Source organism: Frankia sp. CcWB3 (assembly GCF_977927595.1).
The window spans coordinates 1-3,530 of sequence record NZ_CDWRCK010000340.1 but is presented as its reverse complement, the minus strand read 5'-3'; the positions used below and the strand labels follow the sequence as shown (position 1 = coordinate 3,530).

At 70.3% G+C, this 3,530-nt stretch carries 3 protein-coding genes and 1 pseudogene; 2 read left to right on the top strand and 2 right to left on the bottom strand.

Features of this window, described 5'->3' with window-relative positions; translation table 11 throughout:
• Positions 1–384 precede the first annotated feature (384 nt).
• Positions 385–744: an STAS domain-containing protein gene (locus ACY5KJ_RS18725; RefSeq protein ID WP_462189226.1), complete on the top strand. Its 360-nt coding sequence runs from the start codon at positions 385–387 to the stop codon at positions 742–744.
• A gap of 54 nt (positions 745–798) precedes the next feature.
• Here the strand turns inward: ACY5KJ_RS18725 and mshD are convergent, their stop codons facing one another.
• A complete protein-coding gene (gene mshD / locus ACY5KJ_RS18720) occupies positions 799–1,833 on the bottom strand; it encodes a mycothiol synthase (RefSeq protein WP_462189225.1) in 1,035 nt (344 codons plus the stop codon).
• Positions 1,834–2,034: 201 nt separating this feature from the next.
• Positions 2,035–2,787 carry a response regulator transcription factor gene (locus tag ACY5KJ_RS18715; RefSeq protein ID WP_462189224.1) on the bottom strand — a complete coding sequence of 251 codons (753 nt, stop codon included), beginning with the start codon at positions 2,785–2,787 and terminating at the stop codon, positions 2,035–2,037.
• Between the two features lie 337 nt (positions 2,788–3,124).
• On the opposite strand from ACY5KJ_RS18715, the pseudogene ACY5KJ_RS18710 reads away from it, so the two are divergent.
• Positions 3,125–3,530: pseudogene (locus tag ACY5KJ_RS18710) on the top strand (hypothetical protein); the annotation flags it as partial.

Genomic DNA, 3,530 nt, shown 5'->3' with positions numbered 1-3,530 from the left:
GTTCGGCCGCGCCAGCTTCGGCCTGCTCCGCAAACGGGCCCTCCTCACCCGATGATCGCCGGCGGGCCAGAAGAATCACAAGATCAGCGACAGATCCAGATCCGATGTCCATGCGTAGACGCTCTCATCGGGCAGCTCGTCATCCCATCCCGCGCGGCGGGGAGCATGCGGGACGGACGGGCGGATGACGACGGGCGGGGCGCGGACAGGCGTGCTGACGAGCGTGCGGTGAGAAGTCGCCCCCGGCGGGGGTCGGCCGCGTGTGGAAGTACCTAGGTCGGGGTACGGCGCCATGGTCGCGCTTGCCCAAAGGCGCGGCGCGACGCGGGAGGCAGCCCGGCCGGCTTCCCGTGGCGCTCACGCCGTCCGGTCGCAAGCGGAGCCATGGAGCCAAGCGTGCGGGTTGAGGTGACCGACCGTGATGCCATCGTCGTGTATCCGGCCGGCGACATCGACTATTCGTCCCTGGATCCCCTGCGCGAGGCACTGCTCGACGCACGGGTCGCCGGAGTCAAAGAGATCATCGTGGATCTGGAGCAGGTGAGCTTCCTCGACTCGCAGGGGTTGGCGGTCATCCTGTTCGCCCACCAGCGTCAGCGGTCGGCCGGTGGCCGCCTCGTGCTGCGTAACCTCAACGAGGATGCCTATCGCCTGCTGCATGTCACGAACCTGAGTGTCGTGATAGACGTCGATCACGGCGACTCCGCCCCCGCGCGCGGCTTGGCGACCCGTCAGGGCGCCTGAGTCACGGGGGCCTTCCGGCCCCTGAGCCGCGGGGGTCTTCCGGACCAGGCCGGATCAACCCGTGGACGGCCTCTCCCAGTGGTAGGAGACGTCGCGGACGTAGGTGATGAAGCCGAGTCCGGTGTACATCCGCACGGCGCGGACGTTGTCCTCGTCCACGTACAGCAGGACCGAGTCGAGCCCCTCGGCCTGCAGATGCCGCAGGCCGATCAGGGTGAGTGCCGGGCCGAGTCCCGCGCCGCCCGCGCCCGGGAGCACGCCCACCACGTAGACCTCGCCGATGGGCCCCGGCTGCGCGTTCCGTGGCGGCGTCTGGTCGGTCTCGTGCACCTTCGTCCAGTGGAAGCCGACGGGTGCGCCGTCGCGCTCGGCGAGGAAGAAGCCACGCGGGTCGAACCACGGCTCGGCCCGGCGCCGGGCCAGATCGTCCAGGGCCCACCGGCCCTGCTCCGGATGATCAGCGAAGGCGGCCGCGTTGACGGCCAGCCAGGCCTGGTCGTCCTGGTCGGGGACGAAGGTGCGGACCGTCACACCGGCCGGCAGCCGGGGGTCCGGCAGGGGCGTCCCGGTCGCCAGCGGTCGCCGAAGCTGGAGCAGCACCCTCGTGCGAGTGAACGTGAGCCGGGTAGCCAATGCCGCGGCGGCCGGCAGGTCGCCGTGGGCCCAGATGTCGAGGCGGGACGACGGCGCCGCGAGGGCCTCGGTCAGTCCGCCGACCAGGGCTGTGCCGACGCCGCGCCCGCGGTGGTCGGGATGGACGACCACCTCGGCCTGCCGCGCCTGGTCCACGCCGCCCAGATGGGCGTAGCCGATGATCCGCCGGGCGGGGGTGCGGCCCGGCATGGTCGACGTGTCCGCGGCGTCCTGGTCACCAGGGGCGTCCGGGATATTCGGGGCGCTCGTGTCCGCGGCGGCCGACACGGCCAGCAGGTGCCGGCCCGCGCCGATCCGCAATCCGGGCCGGAGGGCCAGTCGGATGTCCTCGGACACCGGCCCGGAGCCGTCCGCCCGCTCCGCGGCGGCGAGGAGGCTCACGATGTCGTCCACGTCCATGGCGCTCAGGGTCTGCTGCCAGCTCAGCGAGGTCACCGGACGACCGTATGACGCTGGGTGGCCTTCGACGGTGCGGTCGAGAACCCGGACGCGAGAACCCGGGCGCGAGGCCGAATCCTGGCTTCCGGAGCCGGGAGCTGGGCCTCGCGCCGACGGTGCCGTCCTACTGACGGTGCCTGGGGTGCCGGGGTACCGGGATACCGGGTGCCACGCGGCGGACGGGTGTCCGCGGTGACGTCAGACCCGCTCGGGGGTCCGGGACTCGTCACGGCCGACCCGGCCGGCCTCCCCGGGGGTGTTCTCCGGCAGCGGCGCGATGGGCGGCGCGACGAACTTGTACCCGACGTGCCGAACAGTGCCGATCATCGCTTCGTGCTCGGGGCCGAGCTTCGCTCGCAGCCGCCGGACGTGGACGTCCACCGTGCGGGTGCCGCCGTAGTAGTCGTAACCCCAGACCTCCTGCAACAGCTGGGCGCGGGTGAAGACCCGGCCCGGGTGCTGCGCGAGGTACTTCAGCAGCTCGAACTCCTTGAAGGTGAGCTCGAGTGGCCGGCCCCGCAACTTGGCCGAGTATGTGGTCTCGTCGACCGACAGGTTGCCGGACCGGATGACACCGGCTTCGGCCGTGCCGCCGGCTGCGGCGACGCGACCGATGGACAGCCGCAACCGGGCCTCGACCTCGGCGGGACCCGCGGAATCGAGGACGACGTCGTCGACTCCCCAGTCCGCGGACACCGCCGCCAGCCCACCCTCGGTCACCAGCGCCAGCAGCGGCGTGGTGAGCCCGGTGGTGCGTAGCAGCCGGCACAGACCGCGGGCGATCACAAGCTCCCGGCGGCCATCCACCACGATCACATCCACCGGCGGGGCGTCCAGCAGCGCGCTCGCCTCGAGCGGGGCGACCCGTACGGTGTGGGTGAGAAGCCCAAGCGACGGAAACGACTCGGCGGACGGGCCAGGGGCGTTGGTGAGCAAAAGGACGACGCTCAAGACGACTCCTCCAGGTGGTGTGTGGTGGGGCAGCGTCGACCCGGTGAGTAACTCGATGCCCGGCGCTGGGCGTCTCACGATCGTCATGGGCATGAAACGAAGGCCGGTATGTGGGGAGGATAGCGGAGTGTCCTACTCGGCTCCTACCGTCTACGGGCCACTACCTACGGCGGATCGTGAGATCCTGACCACGAGTCATGATCACTGGAGCGGTCGGGTGCCCGGTGCGTCACGCAATCTGGCTGTAGTGGTCACCCATGGCTTCTCCTGTTCGACGTCACGCCTGGCGCTGCAAGCAGTGATGGTCGGATTACGTTCACATCCCGATGTCCAGGTCATGGACCTGCAAGCGTACGGCCGATCCACCAGACTGTGCACTTTCGGTGACCTCGAGGTGCTGGATATCGGCTCGGCCATCGGCGCGGCCCGTCGACTCGGCTACCAGTGGGTCTGCCCCACGGGATGGTCGATGGGATGGTTGGTGGACGGTGCCGCCGTGCTGCGGCACACCGCGCTGATCCAGGTGGGGGAGTCCGTCCACAGTCATCGCCGTCGGTATCCCCCGGAGGCGGTAGCCAGTGCGAGCGCGACCAGCCGGTGGTTCGTGCGGGGCACCGCTCGGATGCGCCGAATCCATCGGCTGGCAGATCGGCTGGCAGAGCAGCCCACCGGCCGGATGGTGGCACGGCGCATGTTACGGGTGTGTATCGGATCTGGATCTAGATCCGGAGTTGGATCTGTTG